This is a genomic window from Halorubellus amylolyticus, from assembly GCF_034808145.1.
Classification (GTDB): Archaea; Halobacteriota; Halobacteria; order Halobacteriales; family Natrialbaceae; genus Halorubellus.
Genome location: NZ_JAXHGM010000001.1, coordinates 437,046 through 455,741 on the forward strand (window position 1 = coordinate 437,046; position 18,696 = coordinate 455,741).

Annotated in this window: 18 protein-coding genes; 7 read left to right on the plus strand and 11 right to left on the minus strand. The window is 71.1% G+C overall.

All coding sequences use genetic code 11. The features are described from left to right. Positions 1–24: 24 nt before the first annotated feature. Entirely contained in the window at positions 25–642 is a 618-nt protein-coding gene (locus SM754_RS02180; RefSeq protein ID WP_323674574.1) for a riboflavin synthase, read from the plus strand. 20 nt (positions 643–662) lie between these two features. Here SM754_RS02180 and SM754_RS02185 read toward each other — a convergent pair whose 3' ends face one another. Next, the gene (locus SM754_RS02185) at positions 663–1,805 is read right to left on the minus strand and encodes a PrsW family intramembrane metalloprotease (RefSeq protein ID WP_323674575.1); all 1,143 of its coding nucleotides are present in this window, start codon (positions 1,803–1,805) and stop codon (positions 663–665) included. A 185-nt stretch (positions 1,806–1,990) separates the two neighbouring features. Here SM754_RS02185 and SM754_RS02190 point away from each other — a divergent pair, with 185 nt between their 5' ends. The 3 genes from SM754_RS02190 to SM754_RS02200 all read left to right on the plus strand — a co-directional run bounded on the left by SM754_RS02190 (position 1,991) and on the right by SM754_RS02200 (position 4,195). Further along, positions 1,991–2,161 (plus strand): hypothetical protein, encoded by a 171-nt coding sequence (locus SM754_RS02190; protein ID WP_323674576.1) that lies wholly within the window; start codon positions 1,991–1,993, stop codon positions 2,159–2,161. A 145-nt stretch (positions 2,162–2,306) separates the two neighbouring features. Next, the gene (locus tag SM754_RS02195) at positions 2,307–2,747 is read left to right on the plus strand and encodes a DUF7532 family protein (RefSeq protein WP_323674577.1); all 441 of its coding nucleotides are present in this window, start codon (positions 2,307–2,309) and stop codon (positions 2,745–2,747) included. Beyond that, on the plus strand, positions 2,744–4,195 hold the full coding sequence (locus SM754_RS02200) for a ribonuclease FAU-1 family protein (protein WP_323674578.1): 1,452 nt from the start codon (positions 2,744–2,746) through the stop codon (positions 4,193–4,195). Before SM754_RS02195 ends, SM754_RS02200 begins: the two co-directional genes overlap by 4 nt. Positions 4,196–4,428: 233 nt before the next feature. On the opposite strand, the gene SM754_RS02205 is transcribed toward SM754_RS02200, so the two are convergent. Then, positions 4,429–4,827 carry a DUF5611 family protein gene (locus SM754_RS02205; protein ID WP_323674579.1) on the minus strand — a complete coding sequence of 133 codons (399 nt, stop codon included), beginning with the start codon at positions 4,825–4,827 and terminating at the stop codon, positions 4,429–4,431. A gap of 37 nt (positions 4,828–4,864) precedes the next feature. Further along, a complete protein-coding gene (locus SM754_RS02210) occupies positions 4,865–6,049 on the minus strand; it encodes a DUF7093 family protein (protein ID WP_323674580.1) in 1,185 nt (394 codons plus the stop codon). 177 nt (positions 6,050–6,226) lie between these two features. Here SM754_RS02210 and ilvA point away from each other — a divergent pair, with 177 nt between their 5' ends. Continuing rightward, positions 6,227–7,438, plus strand: a complete 1,212-nt coding sequence (gene ilvA / locus SM754_RS02215; protein ID WP_323674581.1) for a threonine ammonia-lyase — start codon at positions 6,227–6,229, stop codon at positions 7,436–7,438. 15 nt (positions 7,439–7,453) lie between these two features. On the opposite strand, the gene SM754_RS02220 is transcribed toward ilvA, so the two are convergent. The 6 genes from SM754_RS02220 to SM754_RS02245 form a co-directional block, all read right to left on the minus strand. After that, the gene (locus SM754_RS02220; protein ID WP_323674582.1) at positions 7,454–8,518 is read right to left on the minus strand and encodes a metal-dependent hydrolase; all 1,065 of its coding nucleotides are present in this window, start codon (positions 8,516–8,518) and stop codon (positions 7,454–7,456) included. Between the two features lie 75 nt (positions 8,519–8,593). Continuing rightward, positions 8,594–8,947, minus strand: coding sequence for a hypothetical protein (locus SM754_RS02225; RefSeq protein WP_323674583.1), 354 nt, complete (start codon positions 8,945–8,947; stop codon positions 8,594–8,596). Between the two features lie 28 nt (positions 8,948–8,975). Beyond that, positions 8,976–9,932, minus strand: coding sequence for a hypothetical protein (locus SM754_RS02230; RefSeq protein ID WP_323674584.1), 957 nt, complete (start codon positions 9,930–9,932; stop codon positions 8,976–8,978). After that, positions 9,929–11,215: a PQQ-binding-like beta-propeller repeat protein gene (locus SM754_RS02235; protein WP_323674585.1), complete on the minus strand. Its 1,287-nt coding sequence runs from the start codon at positions 11,213–11,215 to the stop codon at positions 9,929–9,931. Before SM754_RS02235 ends, SM754_RS02230 begins: the two co-directional genes overlap by 4 nt. An 84-nt stretch (positions 11,216–11,299) precedes the next feature. Beyond that, positions 11,300–12,673, minus strand: a complete 1,374-nt coding sequence (locus tag SM754_RS02240) for an NAD-dependent succinate-semialdehyde dehydrogenase (protein ID WP_323675242.1) — start codon at positions 12,671–12,673, stop codon at positions 11,300–11,302. A gap of 87 nt (positions 12,674–12,760) precedes the next feature. Further along, positions 12,761–14,617, minus strand: a complete 1,857-nt coding sequence (locus SM754_RS02245) for a Rieske 2Fe-2S domain-containing protein (RefSeq protein WP_323674586.1) — start codon at positions 14,615–14,617, stop codon at positions 12,761–12,763. Between the two features lie 127 nt (positions 14,618–14,744). On the opposite strand from SM754_RS02245, the gene SM754_RS02250 reads away from it, so the two are divergent. Beyond that, entirely contained in the window at positions 14,745–15,620 is an 876-nt protein-coding gene (locus tag SM754_RS02250) for a redoxin domain-containing protein (RefSeq protein WP_323674587.1), read from the plus strand. Positions 15,621–15,758: 138 nt separating this feature from the next. Then, a complete protein-coding gene (locus tag SM754_RS02255) occupies positions 15,759–16,178 on the plus strand; it encodes a nuclear transport factor 2 family protein (RefSeq protein ID WP_323674588.1) in 420 nt (139 codons plus the stop codon). Between the two features lie 579 nt (positions 16,179–16,757). Here SM754_RS02255 and serS read toward each other — a convergent pair. Together serS and SM754_RS02265 are read right to left on the minus strand one after the other, a co-directional pair. Further along, entirely contained in the window at positions 16,758–18,140 is a 1,383-nt protein-coding gene (serS, locus tag SM754_RS02260) for a serine--tRNA ligase (RefSeq protein ID WP_323674589.1), read from the minus strand. A 238-nt stretch (positions 18,141–18,378) separates the two neighbouring features. Then, complete coding sequence (locus SM754_RS02265) at positions 18,379–18,693, minus strand: HalOD1 output domain-containing protein (RefSeq protein WP_323674590.1); 315 nt, start codon at positions 18,691–18,693, stop codon at positions 18,379–18,381. Positions 18,694–18,696: the final 3 nt, after the last annotated feature.

Sequence of the window (18,696 nt, forward strand, 5' to 3'; positions counted from 1 at the left end):
CGGCGGTCGGGCCAAGCCGCGTGTATGTTCACGGGTATCGTCGAGGAGACCGGCGAGGTCGTCGACGTCGCGGTCACCGAGGACGGCCGGCGACTCACCATCGCCGGCGACGTCGTCCTCGATGACGTCGCGCACGGTGCGAGCATCGCGGTGTCGGGCGTCTGCCTCACCGTCGAAGCGTTCGACGACGAGACGTTCGAAGTGTTCCTCGCCGAGGAGACCGTCGCGAAGACGTACCTCGGTGACGTCGACGTCGGCGACGTCGTCAACCTGGAGCGGGCGATGCCCGCGGACGGCCGGTTCGACGGCCACATCGTGCAGGGGCACGTCGACGCGGTCGCGACCGTCACGAACGTCGACTCGACCGACGGCGAGGACTGGTTCTTCGAGTTCGAACTCCCCGCGCGGTACGCGGACTACGTCGTCGACAAGGGCTCGATCACGCTCGACGGCATCAGCCTCACCATCGCGGACCTCCAGGCGGGGAGCGGTGACGCCGGCCCGCGCGTCACGGTCGCCATCGTCCCGACGACGTACGACGTGACGACGCTCTCCGAGAAGGACGTCGGCGACCCCGTCCACCTCGAGGTCGACGTCGTCGGGAAGTACGTCGCGTCGATGCTCGACGGCTACCGGGACTGACCGCCGTCTCTGGTCGACCCTCACTCGGTGTCGTCGTCGCCCCTGGTCGAGCCCCACTCGGTGTCGTCGTCGCCCCACGCGGTCGTCGATTCGTCGGCGCGCCCGGTGGTGCGCGCGTGCTCGCCGCCCGGCGCGATGGCGTCCTCGTTCGTCCCCGGGTCGATCTCGGTCGCGTCCACCGGCGCGTCGGGGTCGTAGCCGCGACCCGCGTCCACGCGGTGGTACGCGTCCCGGTAGTTGTACAGTTTGAGGACGAGGTAGCCGCCGGCGACGCCGTCGAACGCGACGACGTACACGAGGAACGCGACGACGGGACCGACGCCGAGAGCGCCGCCGACGATGCCGGGCGCGAACCCGATGGTGAGGTTGTAGAGCGCGTGGAACCCCGCGGCGATGACGAGTCCCTTGACGACGACGGCGCCGCGGTGCTCGTCGACGAACTTCGCGAGCCCGAGGTAGTAGCCGGCGATACCGGAGTAGATGACGTGCCCGGGGCCGGCGAGCGCGCGCTGTCGCGCGATGTCGACCGCCTGGTCGACGACGACGGCCGACGTGGTGGCCTGCTGCACGAACCCGGTGACGTAGATGGCGTTCTCGATGGTCGCGAACCCGAGGCCGGCGACGGCGCCGTAGACCGCGCCGTCGACGACCGCGTCGAACCGGCCGTCCTGGTACGCGTAGAACCGGACGGCGAGCAGCTTCACGAGCTCCTCGCCGGGCGCGACGACGAGGAGGTAGTACGCGACGAGGCCGAGGCCGCCGAGCGCCGCGAACAGCGGTTCGGCGGCGGTGTTGACGATGGCTGCGAAACTGGCGAACACGAACGCGAGCGCGAACGTCGCGGCGATGAGCGCGAGCGGTTCCTTCGTGGTGACGTCCGCGACGTAGATGTACGCGGCGAGTGCGAGCGCTGGGACGGCGGAGAGGCCGGCGAACAGCGCGACGACCGGGAGGCGTGGGGTGCCGATGCTGGTCGCGAAGAGGATGACGAGCGTGAACAGCACGGCGGCACCGAGGACGAGGCCGCGGATCGTGGGGAAGATGCGTTCGTAGAACCCGACCGCGAACCGGTCGAGTCGCGTGCGTGGCTCCCAGGTCGCGACCTCCTGGAGGTCCTCGTCGTCGCTCGCGGCGCGCTCGACCGGGTCCCGGCCCCGTTTCATGCTCGCGAGTAGACGCAGGCGCGTCCTAAGCGTTGCCCTCACCGTACGACGGCGACCCCGTCCGGCGTCGTCGGTCCGCGTCGCCGCGTGGCCGCCACCTCTCCTTAGATGTCCTTGTATGCTATTAGCTAACACAAGTTGTTTAAGGAGAGGCTTCATAAGGAACGAAGAGCGAACGTATGCCAATGACAGACGACGACAACAGCAACCTTCTCTTCCCGGGGCTCCCGACACCCGAGGACGAGGACGACCGAAAACGCGTACCGACACTCTCGAACCGACCGGCGACCGACGACGACGCCGACGCCGCCTCTCATTCTCTGCGCTCCGCCTCCTTCGCCGCCGCCGACGACTGACCACAGCGACGCGTTTCCGCGGTCACGCCGAACCACGCTCACGCCGAGCGACGCGCCCAGCGTACGCTACCGGCCTCGTTCGGTGACGTCGACCGTTCACGCGGAGACGAGTGTTTTCTTACCGGCGACCCCCGAACGGTCGTGCATGCACTTCGACCAGCGCACGCAGACCGCGCTCCGCGAGGTCGGCCTCGACACCGACGACCTCCAGGCTGCGAGCGAGCGCGTCGCCGCCCTCGTCGACGAGACCGCGACCGAACTCGGCGCGTTCTTCGACGCGCACGACGTCGTGTACTCCGACATGGACATGGCTCACAGCGCGAGCGAGTACCCCGAACACGACGTCGCGTACTGCGACGTGACGACGCACGCCGCCGAGATGCGCGGCTGGCTCCGGTTCGAGACGTGGGGCGCGTCCGTCGAGGACGGCCGCGTCCTCGAACGCGCCGCCGACGGCGTGGACGACGACGGTTCGGCCGGGTCCACGGACGAGACAGCGAACGACCCGCTCGTCGTGGAGCTGTCGCTCGGTCCGTCGGTCCACGAGCGCGTGCGGTTCGCGCCGACGCGGGAGGCCCTGGAATGAGGGCGCGCGTCCGCGGCATCTACACGACCGCCGTCACGCAGCGATTGCTCGACGCCGACCACGACGTCGTGCAGGCGTCGCCGCCGATACGCGAGCGCTTCGACCGCGAGTTCGGGTTCGCGCCCGCGGACGTCGCCGCGTCGACGACCGCGGACCGGCAGGGCGTCGCGCTCTCGGGCGACCCCGACGCGGTCGAGGCGCTCCGCGAGAACCTCTCGGCGGTCGGGGTGGACGCGCTCTCCTGGGACGACCCGGCGCCCGAGGGCGCGGTGTTCCTCGCGCCCGTCACGGACGCGCTGGGGAGCGGCGCGGTCGTCGACCTCGGCGACCGCGAGGCGTTCCTGCCCTTCGACGACGCCGACGGCTACGTCGAGGCGGGCGACCTGCGGCGCGTCCAGGTCGTCGACCCCGCGCCACCGTGGGGCGACGACCGCCCCGAGGTCGCCGAACCGCTCTCGGTCCGCGGTGGCCTCGTCGCGCTCGACCGGGCGCGCTCGGGCGTCAGCGCGAACGTCCGCGGTGAGCGCGCGACCGAACTCGTCCGCACCACCGAACTCCTCCAGCCGGACCCGCCGGACGGCTGGGGCGTCCGCTGGCAGCGCGCCGCCGCCGACGCCGACATGAGCGCGCTCGGTGACGCGCTCGACGCCGCCAGCGACCGCGCTCGCGCCCTCGACGCGCTCCCCGACGGCGACCCGGACGACGCGCCCGTCCGCCTCGACACCGACCTCGACGACGCCCCGCCGGCGGCGACGGCGTGGGTGTGGTTCGGTCGCGACTCGCGGTTCGCGCTCGACGACGACCGGCGCGCGGTCGCGACCACGATGCCCGGCCACCACCGCGTCAAGGCCGGGAGTGCGAGCGCGAGCGACGCGGTCGACTTCGCCGAGGGCGTGCTCGCACACGCCGGCGACGGCGCGTGGGCGAACGCCGACGACGGCGACGACCTCCCATTTGACGCGGTCGTCGACGCGTTCGGGCCCCGAGACGGCGGGACGCTCACCATCGAGCACGGGAAACCCGAGGGCCGCCGGATCACGCTCGGCCGCGGCCGCATCACGAACCTCGACGCGGACGCGAAGAAGCTCACCGTCGAACGCGACATGGCCGGCGGCGGCACGTACGACGCGCTCGGCATCCCGCGCGAGGAGGGCGACGTCGCCGTCACGAAGCTCACCGAAGGGAAGTGGTGGTACCCGACCGTGTACCGGAGCGAGGACGGCGAGAAGAAGGGCACGTACGTGAACGTCTGCACGCCGGTCGAGCTGTTCCCCGACGGCGCGCGCTACGTCGACCTCCACGTCGACGTCGTGAAGCACGCCGACGGCACCGTCGAACGCGTCGACGACGACGAACTCGACGCCGCCGTCGACGCCGGCCACGTCTCGCCCGCGCTCGCCGACCGCGCACGCACCGTCGCACAGTCGGTGACCAGAGCACTCCGCTGAAAATCGGTCGCACCGGCATCCGGCGTCCGCGAGGACGCCTGTTCGGTGCAGGTGACCAGTAACGCCGCTGCGGGACGGCTGGTGGCCAGTAACGCCGCTGCGGGACGGCTGGTGGCCAGTAACGCCGCTGCGGGACGGCTGGTGGCCAGTAACGCCGCTACGGAGGTGGTCGCGCGGCTACCCGAGGAGAGAGAGAACGAACGAGGGCCGTTCGAGGGTGTCGACGGCGTGATTCAGGCGTCGACGTCGTGGTCGGGGTCGTCCTCGACCGAGCGCTTCAGGGAGTCACGGCGTGCCTTCGCGTCACGACCGGTCGCTTCGAGGAGGAAGTCGTTCTTCGCGGACACCGCCTCCTCGGCGGCTTCGAGCTCGTCGGGGGAGAGGTCCGCCGGGTTGCGTTCCTCGAAGCTCACGGCGATCTTGTCCTTCTTCGAGCCGTACTCGACGGCGCCGACGACGATCTTCTCGAACACGGGGTTGTCGGGTTCGCCGACGACGAACAGGTCGCTGCCCTTGAAATCCTCCGTGCCCGTGATGGGTCCGAACATCTCCTCGACGGTTCCTTCGAGATCCGGGATTCGCTCCTCGAGGTACTCGCCACGACGCATCTTGTACTCCTTGTAGTCCGTCATGGAAGGGACATTGACGGGCTGGTGTTTACCTGTTTCGTCACTCGTCGGGATTACTCAGGTACCCCTTCCGGCATTCCGGGCAGATGTCGCCCGCTCGCAGGCTCGTCCGGTCCGCGCTCTCGGCGTTCTGGCAGTTCGGACAGACGAGCTCGCCGGTCCGCGAGTGCCGTTGTCCCGGTGGTGCGGTCGAGCCGGCGGACTTGATGCCGCTCGGCGACTCCGCGGCCGGCTCCGGCTGCGTTCGCTCTCGGCCGCCGGTCTCGTCGTCGTCGATGAACTCCGCGTCGTAGCCGTCGTCGTCCTCGGCCGTGGCGGCGTCTTGGAACTGGCCCGTGGTCGCGTCGCCGGCGTGCTCGGCGCCCGAGACGTCCGCGTCCGGCGTGCTCGCGCTCGCACCGTCCGGGCTCTCGGGCCACTCGCCGTGCTCGCGGTCGTCCACGACGTCACCGTCGTCGCCGTCGTCGTCGAGGACGACGCCGTCGTCGTCGGCGACTGCGGTCTCGTCCGCGGCCGCGTCCAGCGAGGCACCGTCGGACGCATCGGCCGCGGCGTCCGCGGTCGTCCCGGGTGCGGCGTCACCGTGCGGGTCCGGGGCGGCGTCTGCGACGGGTTCCTCGGCGTCGGCGACGGCGTCTTCGACGTCCGCGACGTCGGTGTCGTCGTCCGCGTCGTCGATGAAGACCGCGTCGTCAACCGGCGGGTCGTCGTCAAGCCCGGTCGTAGCGCCATCCGCGGTCGCATCATCAACTCCGGTCGCGGCGCCGTCCGCGGTCGCGTCCTCGGGCGTCGTGTCGTCGGTGCCGTGGTCGGTCGGGCCGGTGTCGTCGCCGATGATCTCGGCTGCACCGGCTTCGGCGGGTGCGTCGCCGGCGGTCGCGTCGGCGGGTTCGGTGCCGTCGGTCGCGTCGCCGGTGGTCGCGTCGGCGGGTTCGGCGTCGGCGCCCGAGGCGTCGTTCGCGGTGTCGGCCGCCGCGCCCTCGCCAGTTGCGGGCTCGTCGGTGGCGTCGCGCGTCGGCTCGGGCGCACGCTCGGCGGGCGTCTCGCCGCCGCCCGCGAGCGTCGTCACCTCCGTGTTCTCGCTGATGAGGTTCCGGTCGCCACAGCGCGCACACACCTCGTACTCGCGGACTGTCAACACCACCTCGCTGCCCTGTTCGTCGCGGTCGCGCTCTATCTCGCTCTCGCCCCAGTCGTGGCCGATGAGCGAACACCTGAGACCCATTGCGCTACCGTTCCCCGTGCGAGCGTAAAAGGCTAGTGCTGCCTGGAGTCTCGGAGTCAGTGCCACAGGGCGCTCCGAACGGACGGGGGTCCCGACGCCGACGCCGATACCGACCACCCTTCGCGTCCCGGAGCGGACGGCGAAAACGATTAGCGGGCGGGCCGGGAACCTCGTACCATGATCGAACTTGCGGACGTGGAGGCAGCCATCGAGCGGGTACGGGAGACGTCGCGGAACACACCCATCGAGTACTCGCACACGTTCTCGGACATGACGGGGGCCGAGGTCCACCTGAAGATGGAGAACTTCCAGCGCACCGGGTCGTTCAAGATCCGCGGGGCGACGAACCGCATCATGACGCTCCCGGAGGACGCCCGCGAGAAGGGCGTCGTCACGGCGAGCGCGGGCAACCACGCGCAGGGCGTGGCGCTCGCCGCGAGCCGCTCCGGCGTCGACTCGAAGATCGTGATGCCGGAGTACGCGCCCATCTCGAAGATCAAGGCGACCCAGAGTTACGGCGCCGAGGTCGTCCTCCACGGGCAGGACTACAACGACGCCGCGGACCACGCGCACGAGCTCGAGACGGCGGAGGACCGGACGTACGTGCACGCGTTCGACGACCCGTACGTGATGGCGGGCCAGGGAACCATCGGCCTGGAGATCGTGGACGACCTCCCGGAGGTCGAGACGGTGCTCGTCCCCATCGGCGGCGGCGGCCTCATCTCCGGTATCGCGACCGCGATCAAGGGCCGGAACCCGGACGTCCGCATCGTCGGCGTGCAGGCCGAGGGCGCGAGCAGCGTCGCGCAGAGCCTCCAGAAGGGCGAGATTTACGAGCGCGATAGCGTCGACACCATCGCGGACGGCATCGCCACCCGTCGAGTCGGCGACCAGCCGTTCGACGTCATCCGCGAGCGCGTCGACGAGGTCGTCACTGTCAGCGACCCCGAGATCGCGATGGCGCTCACGTACGTCCTCGAACGCGGGAAGACGCTCGTCGAGGGCGCCGGTGCCGCACCGCTCGCCGCGCTCCTCTTCGAGAAGTTCGACTTCGAGGACGACGAGGTCATCGTCCCCGCGATGTGCGGCGGGAACATCGACCTGAACACGCTCACGACCGTCATCATGCGCGGCCTCGTCGCCACCGGCCGCTACGTGAAGATCAAGACCGTCCTCCGGGACCGCCCGGGGAGCCTCCAGGACCTCCTGGACGTCATCAGCGCGAAGAAGGCGAACATCTACGCCATCCAGCACGACCGCACCAGCCGCCAGATCGGGATGGCGGACACCGAGGTCGAGATCGACCTCGAGACGCGCGGGCACGACCACGTCGAGGAGCTCATCGACGCCATCCGGGACGCCGGCTACGAGGTCGAGGTCCTCGTCTGAGTCGCTCGGAGTCGTTCAGCCGACGACGAGGTAGCCGACGGCGTACGCGGCGAGCGCGAGCGAGATTGTGGTCACGGCGGTGGCGAGGGAGCTGAGGACGCGGTCGCCGTCGAGAGGTGCGGGGACGGGACGGCCGCCGTCGGCGGACACGGGTCGTGGTGCGACGCCGTCGAGTGCCGTGCGAGCGCGAGCGACGAGGCGGTGCACGGTCGCGCCGAACCCCGGGCTGGCGGCGACGACGCCGACGGCGAGGATGGAGAACACGAAGTGATAGGAGACGTCGAGCGTCGGCGCCGGCAGGACGAACGCCGCGAGGCCGTACGCGACGCCGCCGAGCGCGCGCGGCGACGGCCCCAGCCGGCGGTCGGTGAGGTCGGCGTACACGAGGAGCGCGAGCGCGACGACGGCGAGTTCGAGCGCGAACGCGGCGAGCAGGTGCAGCGTCGGGTCCGGCGAGAGCGCGACGCGGGCGTCGAGGAGGCGGGCGTCGAGCGGCCAGAGGAGCGCGGGCGGTTCGCCGGTGAACACGTCCCCGAAGGGGTGCGAGGCGAGGCCGACGAGCGCGAGCGCGAACGTGCCGCGAGCGCCGACGTCGGTCTGGGAGCGGACGAGGACGGCGACGGCGGCGCCCGCGGCGACGAACGCCGCGAACACGAACAGGCCGAGCGCGCCGTGTACGAGCGCGGCGACCGCCGCCAGCGCGGCGAGGACGACACCGCCGGTCGCGACCGCCGGTCGTGCGCGCCGGCCGCGGTGGACGAGGAGCGCGAACCCGGCGGCCGCGACCGGCGCCACGACCAGCGAGTGCGTCATCGACCGGTGGACGACCGTCGACGCCGCCCAGAACGCGCCCGTCACCGCGAACACGCCGTCGCCGCCGACGCCGGCACCGGCGCTCGCGGCGAGTGCGACGTCCGCGAGACCGGTCGCGGCGTACGCCATGTCCGCGTCGGGGACCGAAGCGAACGCGCCCGCTATCGCACCGAGGACGAGCGCTCGCCTCCCGTCGACGTCCGCGAACGCGCGGCTCGCGACGGCGGCGACCGCGGCGAACGCGAGCAGCGAATGTCCGACGAACAATTCACGCACCGTACGCGGCGCGACCGAATAAACGACTCGCCGGCCATGCTACTTGATACCACTGCGGTCGCTCGGTCAGAGGAAGGCGACGGCGAGCACGACGAGGCCGCCGAGGACGATGACCGCGCCGCCGCGCTGGAGCTGGGTGGCGGTCCCCTCGTCCGCGCTCCCGGCGACGTCCGTCGCGTGACTGATCTGTGCACCACCGAAGAGGACGATGAACGTCCCGACGATGGCGGCCTGCACGTCGAACGCGGTGCCCAGACCGATGGCGGGCGCCGAGACGTCCGTGAGTTCGGCCGCGACGATGGCGACGAGGAAGACCGCGGCGAGCGCGAGCTTCCCGCGCGCACCAGCGAGCGCGGTCTCGGGGTCCATCGCGCTCCCGTCACCGTCGACGTCGGTCGTGCCGGCGTCGGAGTCTGTCATGCTCGGTCGTCTCGGCGGCGGCGGCAAGTCAGTTTCCGTTTCGCCGCTGGAGGCCGCGCACCGCGGTGTCCGCGTGCTCTCCTCCCTCGTGGGCCGTCTCGCGTTGCCGCTGGTCCGCTCGTCCCCGCTCGCGTTCCTCGCGCGCCTCGACGGCGTAGATGGTTGCCGCGACCGCGCCGATGGCGCCCGCGAACGTGTAGCTCAGGACGGTCCCGAACGCGAACAGCGGGTCGCCGGGCGAGGCGGCCGCACCGCTCCCGACGTTCGCGAGGACCGCGCCGAGCGTCCCGGCGCCCAGCACGGACAGGAAGCAGCCGAACGCTCGACCCCGGGTGAGCGCGTACGCCTCGCTCGCGGCGTCGACCGGCGACCGACCCAGCGCGGCGAGCGCCGGGGCGGGGAACAGGCGCGCCGACAGCCAGAGGCCGACGAGGAGGAGCGGTGCGACCGCCGCCGGGAACACCTCGACGATCCACGCCGAGGCGCGCCAGGCGACCGCGACCGCGAGGACGTACGTCGTCGTCGCGAGCACGCGCTCGGTCGTCACCTCGCGCTTCGCCGCCCGCGCGACCGTCCACGTCGTCGCGGCGCCCGCCGCGAGCGGCCCGACGCTCCCGAGGAGGGCCGCCGCCAGCAGCCACCACGGCTGGAGCGCGACGAGCGCACCCGGCGTCACCGCCGTGACCCGCGTCCCGCTCGGGTACGCGAGCACCGTCAGCGACACCCCACCCCCGATGACGTCCGGGGTCGCGTTCCCGACCGGGTCGAGGATGCGCGCGACGTCGGCGACCGCCACCACGACGGCGGCGAGCGCGAACGCGAACAGGAGCACGGGGCGTCGCGACACGACGCCGAACGCGCGCCGCACCGGCTTCGACGGGTCCGGGCCGCGGTCGTCGTCGCCACCGGTCGAGTTCCCGTCCCGCTCGGGGTCGTCGCGACCGTCGCGCTCGCGCTGCTCGCGAACCGCCTCCGTGAGCGTCATCGCGACCCCTCCAGACACACCAGTTTCTCGCCGAACGCGGCGTAGACGCGACCGTCCGCGACGACGGGAGACCCGACGTCCCACGCGTCAGGGCGCCCGAACTCCCACGCGGTCCGGCCGGTCGCGGCGTCCAGGGCGACCAGTTCACCGCGTTCGGTCGGGACGAACGCGAGGTCGCCCGCGGCCGCGACGTGGCGCGGGTCGCTGGGGTCGAGGGCGCGCTTCCAGACGCGCTCGCCGGTCTCGCGGTCGAAGCCGTACACCGCGTCGAACCCGGAGAGGAGCACGCGGTCGTCGACGACCGACGGCACGCCGTAGTCCGTCTCGACGTCCGTCCGCTCGCCGTCGCCGGTCCGCCAGCGTACCGTCCCGCCGTCGGTCGCGTCGAGTGCGGTGACGCCGCGCCCGTCGTTCACGAACACGTCGCCGTCCGCCGCCGCGACGCCAGTCCAGCGGTTCGGGTGGCCGCCGCGCTCGCGGTGCGTCCAGACGACGCTCCCGTCCGCCGGGTCGAGTGCGCGAACGCTCTCCCCGAACGCCGCGACGTAGACGTGCTCGTCGACCGCGAAGAACCCCTCGCGGCGTTCGCCGACGTACCGCCAGCGCTCCCGGCCGCTCGCCGCGTCGCGCGCGACCACCGCAGCCCTGGGGCTCGCGTGGTAGACGACGCCGTCGACGGCGACGGGCGTCGTCCCCGCGACCACGTCGTTCCCGCCGCCGAACAGTCCGCCGTCGTCGTCGGTGCCGGCCCGCCAGCGTTCCGCGACGCGCTTCCCGACGCCGGTGTCGACGCCACCCGTCGCGTCCAGGCCCGCGACGACGCGGGTGCCACCGGCGACGAGCGTCGGCGTCCGATAGCCGTCGGCGGCCGCGACCGCCAGCCCGCGCCCGGTGGGGTGGAGCGCGAACCGCTCGCCGCCGTCCTCGCGGCCGACCGCCACGAGGCCGTGAGCGGGGAAGACGACGAGGTCGTCGTACGCGACCGGCTGGTTCGTCACCGGCCAGTGGTCGGAACGATCGTGCTCCCACGCGACGCCCAGGTCGCCGCGGGGCGGGCTGGCGTCCGCGCGGTGGTTCGTCCGCCCGGCGTCGTGGCCCTGCATCGGCCACGGGGCGTCGCTGGCGGCCGACGCTTCGGTGCCGAGGCAGCCGGCGAGCGCGGCGACCGCGGCGCTGCCGGTCGCGGCGAGCACGTCGCGCCGCGAGACGGCGCGGTCGCGCAACCGCAACCGCGCCGTCGAGCGCGACGGCACGTCGTCTGTCGGTGGAGGACTCGGGGGCATGCGCGGCGGTTCGCCCCGCCACAGAAAGTGTCTTGCGTTCGACCTATCGGGTCGCGCGGGTCGTCGTTCGGTCCGCGAAGGCGGTCAGTCCTGTGCTTCCTGGACCCAGACCGTCTTCTCGTTCAGGAACTCCTTGATGCCGTGCGCCGCGAGCTCGCGGCCGTACCCGGAGTCCTTGATGCCGCCGAAGGGAACGCGCGGGTCGGACTTCGTGAGCTCGTTCACGAACGTACACCCAGCCTCTATCTCGCGAGCGATGCGTTCGCCGCGCTCCAGGTCGTCCGTCCAGACGCTCGCGCCGAGCCCGAGCGTCGAGTCGTTCGCGAGGTCGATGGCGTCCCGCTCGCTGTCGACGCGGAACACCGCCGCCACCGGCCCGAACGTCTCCTCGCACGCCGCGGCCGCGTCCGGCGGCACGTCAGTCAGCACCGTCGGCGGATAGAAGTAGCCCTCGCGGTCAAGGGGCTCTCCGCCGCACTCGACGGTCGCGCCGTCGCGCACCGAACGCTCGACCTGGTCGTGGAGCTCCTCCATGAGGTCCTCGCGCGCCTGCGGGCCGACGTCGGTCGCCTCGTCGGTCGGGTCACCGACCGTCTGGGCCTCCATCTCCGCGACGAACTTCTCGATGAACTCGTCGTAGACCGCGTCGTGGACGACGAAGCGCTTCGCCGCGATACAGGACTGCCCCGAGTTCAGGAGTCGCGCCCGGACGCCCGTCTCAACCGCCGCGTCGATGTCCGCGTCGTCGAGGACGACGAACGGGTCCGCGCCACCGAGCTCCAGCACGGTCTTCTTCAGCTCCCGGCCGGCGGTCTCGGCGACGGCGCGGCCCGCGGGCTCGCTCCCCGTGAGCGTCACCGCGCGAACGCGCTCGTCCTCGATGACCGCGTTCGCCGCGGAGCCCGACACGAGGAGCGTCTGGAAGCACTCCTCGGGGAACCCCGCCTGCGCGAAGACGTCCGCGATCGCTTGCGCGCACCTGGGGACGTTCGACGCGTGCTTCAGGACGCCGACGTTCCCCGCGACGAGGTTCGGCGCGGCGAACCGGAACACCTGCCAGAACGGGTAGTTCCACGGCATCACCGCCATAACCACGCCGAGCGGCTCGTGGACGACCTTCGCCTCCGCCTCCGGCGGGCTCGGCAGCGTCTCGTCCTGCAGGTAGGTCTGGGCGTGCTCGGCGTAGTGCTCGCACACCCACGCGCACTTCTCGACCTCGCCCCTGGCGCCCGTGATGGGCTTCCCCATCTCCTCGGTCATGAGCCGCGCGTACTCCTCCTTGTTGTCGCGGAGCACGTCGGCGGCGTTCGCCATGAGCTCGCAGCGCTCGTGCATCGGGACGTCGCGCCACGACAGATAGCGCTCGTGCGCGGCCCCGAGCAGTTCGTCGACCTCCGCGTCCGTGTGGGTCTCGACGGTCTCGATGGTCTCCCCCGTCGCCGGATTCACGCGTTCCATCGCCATACGCCGACTTCGACAGCCCGCGGCAAGTAGATTCCCCCGGTCGGTTCGCGCCCCGGTCGCGCCGCGGTGGGGGAGCGAGACTCAGTCCTCGTGGATGCTTTCGCCGCGGAGGAGGCGGCTGGCGATGGTGAACGTCTGCTCGGCTTCGCGCCGCGTGGGGGTGTGCGCGGCGAGGTAGCGTGCGGCCGCGATCGCCGCGGTGCGCTCGCGGTCGCTCGGCAGTCCCTCGGGGTGGTCGTCCGCGCGGTCGCGTGCCGCGTGGAACTGCGCGTGTGCGGCCTCGTACGCCTGGAGCGTGTGGAAGCCCGCGTCCTCGCGGAGGAGCGCGCCGCCGAGCGTCGACCAGAGTTCGCGCGGGCCGTCGGCGACCGCGAGCAGTGCGGCGGCCTCGCGGCCGGCGTCGTTCACCGCGCCCTCCCGGTCGAACGCGTCCAGCAGCGCCTCGCGGTGGTCCTCGACGCTCCCGAGTTCCCCGGCGTCGCCGCTCGCGGGGTCCGGGAGCGGCGCGGGTGGACTGTTCAGGAACCTGTCGAGGTACACCGAGAACGCGCCGTCGAGCACGCCCCGGTAGAGCTCCGTGGGTTCGACGCGGCTCGCGGCCTGCTGGACGGCGTTCGCGTACGTGAACGTGTGATGGACCGTGTTCCAGTCGCCGAACTCGTTCGTCGTCCCGAACCGCGCCACCCTGGTGGCGGCGGCGCTCGCGACCTCGTGCGCGAGCGCCTCGACGGTCGCGCCCGCTCGAACCGCGTCCCGCAGGGCGTCGACGACGTCGTGCGGGTCGTCGCCGAGCAGCGTCGCCTGGAACCCGCTCGGTGGCGTCCAGTCCGGGTCGCGCTCGCCCGCCGCGAGCGCCGGCAGGTCGGCCTCGAACGCCTCGCGCATCGCCGCCAGGTCCTCGGGCTGGCGCCACTCCGAGCCCTCCTCCGCGCGGTCGGCGTCCGTGAAGCGCGTGACGAGGCTCGCGAGGACGTCCGCCGAATCGACCGCACCCATCCCGCCGTCTCCGTCAGTGGCCTCGCCTTCCTGTCGCTCCTGGTCAGTCGCCGTCGGCCAGTCGAGCGCTTCGAGCGTCTCGACGGCCTTGTTCGTCATGTCGAAGGAGTGCCCGGAGTCGAGGTACGCGTGGTCGGTCGCGGCCGCGTACAGCATCGCCTCCACGTCCTCGCGCGAGGCGGTCTCGACCGCGGTCCGGAGGACGCGCTCGGCGCCGTCGGCGTCGCGGACCTCGACCGTCTCCCGGAACCACTCGGCGAGGCGCTCCGCGGAGACGTCGTCGACGTCGAACGCGGGCTGGTCGTGTCGCGGCGGCTCGCCCGCGCAGTCGCTCGCGACGTGCCGGAGGCCCGTGTACGTCGCGCGCTTCCGGTCCTCCGGGTCCAGCACCGGGAGCGCGTTCGTCAGCGCGGCGAGGATGGTCAATCCCGAACTCCAGCCGTCCGCGCGGTAGCGCGTCCCGAACGCGACCCCGCGGGCCGCGACGTCGACCGGGTCGACGCCCGCGTCGGCCAGGCCGACCGCGCTCTTGGCCACCACCAGCCGGAGGTTCTCCCGCAACCCGGTGTCGAGGCGCTCGCGCCAGTGGACGGCCGGGTCGCGCTCGCGCGGCGGATCCGGGTGGACGTAGACGTCGCCGCCGCGGACCTCGACGGGGTACGTCCGGACGTCGTCCGCCCACGGGTCGAACGTGTCCCCGCAGGACAGCTCGAAGCGCGCGTGATGCCAGTGGCACGTTAGCACACCGTCCTCGACGCTCCCGTCGCTCAGCGGGAACCCCATGTGCGGGCAGCGGTTGTCGACCGCGCGCACCTCGCCCTCGTGGTGGAACACGGCGATCGCCGTGCCGCGGGCCGTGACGAGTTCGCGACCCGCGTCCTCGAGCTCGCCGAGGCTGGTCGCGCGCACGAACCCGTCGCTCGAATCGTCGTTCGTTGCCATACCACACGATTCGAGCGCGGGCGGGAAAACCGTTCCCTGAACTCGATTTCACCCGACCACCGCGGGCAGGACTCGACCGACCATTGGGGCACGACGCCTAAGTACGGGTCGAACGTACCCCGCGATGATGCTCACGGAGGGAACGGAGGCGCCCGCGTTCGCACTCCCCGGCTACCACGACGGCGAGGTCGGCGAGTTCGCGCTCGACGATTACGTCGGCGAGGACGTCGTCGTCGTCGCGTTCTACCCGATGGACTTCAGTCCCGGCTGCACCGAGGAGCTCTGCAGCCTCCGGGACATCGACCTCCTGACGCTCATGGACGACGTCACCATCCTCGGGGTCTCCGGGGACTCCGTCCACAGCCACCGCGCGTTCGCCGAGGCGAACGCGCTCGAGTTCCCGCTCCTGACCGACTCCATCGGCGCGGTCGCCGAGGAGTACGGCGTCCTCCACCCCGAACTCGACGGTCACCTGCGCGTCCCGAAGCGCGCGCTGTTCGTCGTCGACGACCGCGGCCGCGTCGCGTACGCCTGGAGTACCGACGACCCCACGGTCCAACCCGACCTCGACGCCGTCCGGGACGCCATCGACGGCGTGCAGGACGACCGCACCGCCGCCGAACGCTACGGCCGCGGCTACCAGCACTACACGTACGGCCGCTCGGAGTTCGAGAACGCCCTCGGCGCGTACGACCGCGAGAACTGGCTCGACGCCGTCGCCGCGTTCGAGGAGGCCGTCGCGTACTTCGACTCCGCCGGCGGCGCGTTCGACTCCGCGCGCCGGTTCGCCGAGAGCGAGCACGTCCACGACGCCGCCGCGACCGCCCGCGACGCGAGCGACGACTTCCGGCAGGCTGCCACGTGGCTCGCCAGCGCCGCCGAACACCGCATCGAAGGGAAGGGCGGCCTCGCCGACGAGTGCCACGCGGACGCCCAGCGCCCCCACGAGTCCGCACGCCAGGTCGGCGAACTGCCAGACCCGGACGCCCTCGTGCCCGACTGACGACGTCGCGTTCGACCGACGCGCCGCGGTCGTCGGCCGACCGCGCGGCCGGCGTCGACGGAACCGACCGGCCGCCCGGTGCCCGCCCGCGGTCCGCGCACCGAGCGCTTTTCAGTCCCCCACGAGAACCGGTCGGGCATGGACGCCGAGGCGACGGTCCGCACGTACTACGCGTGCCTCGACGACGCGCGCTACGACGACCTCCGCACCGTGCTCGCACCCGGGTTCACGCAGCGTCGCCCCGACCGCACGTTCGACGGCCGCGAGACGTTCCTCTCGTTCATGCGCGACAGCCGCCCGCACAGCGACACCGTCCACGACCTCGACGGCGTGTTCGTCGAACCGGCGACCGACGACCACCGTCACCGAGCCCGCCCGGACGGCGACTGCGAGGCCCCGACGGGCGACGACGGGACGCCGACCGCCGGCGACGAGGCGGAGACCGTCCTCGCCCGCGGGACCGTCGTCCGCGAGTCCGGCGACGTCCTCGTCCGGTTCGTCGACTGCTTCGACGTCCTCGCCGACCGCATCGTCGCCCTCGACACGTACACGCGCTGAGATAGCCGCCAGACGGGATACTGTTACCGCGGCACCCACCCTCGGGCGTCTCGTAACGGGTCGTTATTCATCTCTCCCAAGTTCGATACAACTCTTACAATAATCTCGTCTATCGTTACTGTGAGGGATTTCACATCCACAGGCGTCACAGGTGTACCTATCTGCCATGTTCAGTACTATTTAAGGACTATAGTACGCGTCTCGGGCGTTCTATCTTCGCAGGTATTTATCTATCGAACGCATGGTAGTTGTTTGAACAGTCTGGGCATTCGCTTTCGAAATCACAGGAGCCAAACCCAGAAAAGCTCCCACTTTTTATTTTCGACACGTTATCCAGTGGGATGCCTTCGATAACGTACCCACAATTAGGGCAAGGTGCCTTGCTCATAACAAAACGACGTGAGAGGAGATGTAATAAACGTTATCACCCATGCCCCCGCACCGACATGGCTGTGACTTATAACTATAAAATACCTGTATCGACCGCTTGTTTCGTCCTCGGGACCGGGTGACGAACTCGTGGAGGACGATTTCTACTCGGAGTGACCGACCGCGTTCGGTCGCGCCGCAAGCACGGCCCTACTCGCGGTCGCCGGCGCCGAGCGCGCTCTCGCCGACCGGACTGTGCCCCTCGATGGTCTCCTTGCCGCCCATGTACTCGCGGAGCGGCTCGGGGACCTCGACGGTGCCGTCGTCGTTCTGGTAGTACTCGAGGATCGCGACCATCACGCGCGGCAGCGCGACGCCCGAGCCGTTCAGCGTGTGGAGGTACTCGGCCGACTCGTGCCGCTCGGGCCGGTACTGGATGCCGGCGCGCCGCGCCTGGAAGTCCTCGAAGTTCGACACCGACGAGACCTCCAGCCAGCGTCCGCCCTCCTCGGGGCCCTCGTCCATGTCGTCGCCGGGCGCCCAGACCTCGACGTCGTACTTCTTCGCCTGCGTGAACCCCATGTCGCCCGTACACATGTCGAGCACGCGGTACGGGAGCCCGAGGCGTTCGAGCACTTCGGTCGCCTCGTCGAGCAGGCTCTCGAGGCGGTCGTAGGACTCGTCGGGACGCACGAAGTTCACGAGCTCGACCTTGTTGAACTGGTGAACGCGCACGTATCCGCGGGTCTCCGTCCCGTGTTCACCGGCTTCGCGTCGGAAGTTCGGCGAGTACGCCTGGTACTTCAGCGGGAGGTCGTCGTCGAGCAGGATCTCGTCGCGATGCATGTTCGTCACCGGGACCTCCGCGGTCGGGAGCAGCCAGAGATCGTCGTCGTCGTACTCGTCGTCCTGGCGCGCGCCGACGCGGTACGCGTCCTCGTCGAACTTCGGGAGCTGGCCGGTGCCGCGCATCGACGCCGAGTTCACCGGGACCGGCGGGAGGACGTCCTGGTAGCCCTGCTCGCGGTGGAGGTCGAGCATGAACTGCACGAGCGCCAACTCCAGGCGCGCGCCGTCGCCCTTCACGAACTGGAACCCGCCACCCGAGACCTTCGCACCGCGCTCGAAGTCGAGGACGTCCAGGTCCTCGCCGAGGTCGTAGTGCGGGACGACGTCCTCGGGGAGGTCCCGAAGGTCCTCGAAGCCCCAGCGGTACCGGGTCTCGTTGTCCGACTCGTCCTCGCCGGTGTGGACGCTCTCGTGGGGGACGTTCGGCACCTCGAGCAGCCGCTCGTGGAGCTCCGTCTCCAGCTCGTCGGCGCGCTCCTCGACGGCCCCGAGCTCGTCCTTCAGCGCCTGCGAGCGCTCGATGGCCTCCTCGGCCTCCTCGTCCTTGCCCTCCTGCTTGAGCTGACCGATGGAGCGACTGACCTCGTTACGCTGATGGCGGAGGTCGTCGCCCTCGGCCTTCAGATCTCGCCACTCCGCGTCGATCTCGAGGATCTCGTCCACGTCCACGTCCGTGACGCCCTTCCGCTCGACGGCGTCTCTGACCTCGTCGGGGTTCTCGCGTACGTACTGCCGGCTGAGCATTCTTGCCCGACGGTTCGATTGGCCCGCGGAAAATCGTATCGGAAGCGTGGTCACACGTGTCAAGACGTGACGCGCCACGGAGACCGCCATCCACGCGGTGCTGCGCCGTCACTTCGTCGCGTCCCAGAAGCCGCCGCGACACAGCGGGTGACTCAGCGTCGAGCCACCTGGAACCGATTCACCCAGCGTCGAGTCCCCCGGAATCGAGCCGCCCAGCGTCGAGTCGTCCCAGCACCGGTCAGCCGACGTTGACGGGTTCGGCGACGACCGTGCCCGTTCCTTCCACGGTCACGTGTCGGTCGGCGAACGTGAACGTGACGACGACCGCCGTGCAGTCGCGGTCGCCGTCGCGGTCCGAGAGGAGACTGTCGAGTGCCTCCGGGTCGACGGCCGTGTACAGCGGTTCGACGTCCGTCGGCGCCACCCCCAGCGCGTTCGAGACGACCTCGACGACCGCGGCCGACGGCTTCGTCTCCGACCAATCGAACGTCCGTCGGACCGTCGTATCCTCGTGACCGTCCCCATCCCGTGACGGTCGCTGCTCGTCGTCCATACC

Excerpts from the sequence above, each read along its gene's own strand:
- SM754_RS02195 (WP_323674577.1), top strand. The coding sequence starts at position 2,307 with ATGCACTTCGACCAGCGCACGCAGACCGCGCTCCGCGAGGTCGGCCTC.
- SM754_RS02185 (WP_323674575.1), bottom strand. The coding sequence starts at position 1,805 with ATGAAACGGGGCCGGGACCCGGTCGAGCGCGCCGCGAGCGACGACGAG.
- SM754_RS02235 (WP_323674585.1), bottom strand. The coding sequence starts at position 11,215 with ATGCCCCCGAGTCCTCCACCGACAGACGACGTGCCGTCGCGCTCGACG.
- serS (WP_323674589.1), bottom strand. The coding sequence starts at position 18,140 with ATGCTCAGCCGGCAGTACGTACGCGAGAACCCCGACGAGGTCAGAGAC.
- SM754_RS02225 (WP_323674583.1), bottom strand. The coding sequence starts at position 8,947 with ATGACAGACTCCGACGCCGGCACGACCGACGTCGACGGTGACGGGAGC.
- SM754_RS02255 (WP_323674588.1), top strand. The coding sequence starts at position 15,759 with ATGGACGCCGAGGCGACGGTCCGCACGTACTACGCGTGCCTCGACGAC.
- SM754_RS02245 (WP_323674586.1), bottom strand. The coding sequence starts at position 14,617 with ATGGCAACGAACGACGATTCGAGCGACGGGTTCGTGCGCGCGACCAGC.
- SM754_RS02205 (WP_323674579.1), bottom strand. The coding sequence starts at position 4,827 with ATGACGGACTACAAGGAGTACAAGATGCGTCGTGGCGAGTACCTCGAG.
- SM754_RS02250 (WP_323674587.1), top strand. The coding sequence starts at position 14,745 with ATGCTCACGGAGGGAACGGAGGCGCCCGCGTTCGCACTCCCCGGCTAC.
- SM754_RS02230 (WP_323674584.1), bottom strand. The coding sequence starts at position 9,932 with ATGACGCTCACGGAGGCGGTTCGCGAGCAGCGCGAGCGCGACGGTCGC.
- SM754_RS02200 (WP_323674578.1), top strand. The coding sequence starts at position 2,744 with ATGAGGGCGCGCGTCCGCGGCATCTACACGACCGCCGTCACGCAGCGA.
- SM754_RS02190 (WP_323674576.1), top strand. The coding sequence starts at position 1,991 with ATGACAGACGACGACAACAGCAACCTTCTCTTCCCGGGGCTCCCGACA.
- SM754_RS02240 (WP_323675242.1), bottom strand. The coding sequence starts at position 12,673 with ATGGAACGCGTGAATCCGGCGACGGGGGAGACCATCGAGACCGTCGAG.
- SM754_RS02210 (WP_323674580.1), bottom strand. The coding sequence starts at position 6,049 with ATGGGTCTCAGGTGTTCGCTCATCGGCCACGACTGGGGCGAGAGCGAG.
- SM754_RS02180 (WP_323674574.1), top strand. The coding sequence starts at position 25 with ATGTTCACGGGTATCGTCGAGGAGACCGGCGAGGTCGTCGACGTCGCG.
- SM754_RS02265 (WP_323674590.1), bottom strand. The coding sequence starts at position 18,693 with ATGGACGACGAGCAGCGACCGTCACGGGATGGGGACGGTCACGAGGAT.
- ilvA (WP_323674581.1), top strand. The coding sequence starts at position 6,227 with ATGATCGAACTTGCGGACGTGGAGGCAGCCATCGAGCGGGTACGGGAG.